Below are 991 nucleotides of genomic sequence, written 5' to 3'. Positions count from 1 at the left end.
CGCCCCGTACCTCCCCCAGGGCTGGCTGCCGGGCCGGCTGGTGGCCGCCGTCGCCCGTCAGTCGGCCGTGGTCCTCGCCGCCGAACTCCCCGTCCCTGCCCACGGAAACGACTGACTGAGCGATGCCGACGCCCCTCACGCACGACGACCCGCAGACCCTGGGCGGGTACCGACTGATCGCCCGGCTGGGCAGCGGCGGCATGGGTACGGTCTATCTGGCGCGCACCGCCGGCGGCCGCAGGGTCGCGCTGAAGACGGTGCACGCCCGCATCGCGTCCGACCCGGCCTTCCGCACCCGTTTCCGCCTGGAGACGGACGCCGCCCGCGTCATCGGCGGCCTGCACGGCGCGGCGGTGTTCGACGCCGACCCCCTCGCCGAGACCCCCTGGATGGCGACGGAGTACGTCCTGGGCCCGCCCCTGGACGACGCGGTCTCCCTCTGCGGCCCCCTGCCCGAACCGTCCGTCCGCGCCCTGGGCGCGGCGCTGTGCGGCGCCCTGTCCCAGCTGCACCGCTCCGACGTCGTGCACCGCGACCTCAAGCCGTCCAACGTGATGATCACGGCGTACGGCCCCAAGATCATCGACTTCGGCATCGCCCGGGCCCTCGGGGACGACCGTCTGACCCGCACGGGAACGGCGGCCGGCACCCCCGCCTACATGTCGCCCGAGCAGGCCACCGGCCTGGAACACACGCCCGCGGGCGACGTGTTCGCGCTGGCCGGCGTCCTGGTGTTCGCGGCGGCGGGCCACGGACCGTTCGGCGCCGGCCGGCCGGCGGACCTGCTCTACCGCGTGCGCTACGCGGACCCCGACCTGTCGGGCGTACCGGCGTCCCTCGCCCCGGTCCTCGCCGGCTGCCTGCACAAGGACCCGGCGCGGCGCCCCACCACCGGCGAGCTGGTGGCGCGACTGCACGACGGCCACGGGGAGTTCGCCGACCACCTGCCGCCGCCGCTGCTCGGCGAGATCTCCCGCCGGGCGGCGGAGGT

The 991-nt window shown here is 76.0% G+C and carries 1 protein-coding gene; it reads left to right on the top strand.

The features are described from left to right. Window positions 1-122: 122 nt before the first annotated feature. On the top strand, window positions 123-991 hold an 869-nt coding region (locus E2E34_RS34605), incomplete at its 3' end, for a serine/threonine-protein kinase (protein WP_138905756.1).

It is taken from the genome of Streptomyces albidochromogenes, from assembly GCF_005981925.1.
In the GTDB taxonomy this organism is placed as follows: Bacteria; Actinomycetota; Actinomycetes; order Streptomycetales; family Streptomycetaceae; genus Streptomyces; species Streptomyces albidochromogenes.
This window is presented reverse-complemented; position numbering and strand designations above follow the sequence as displayed.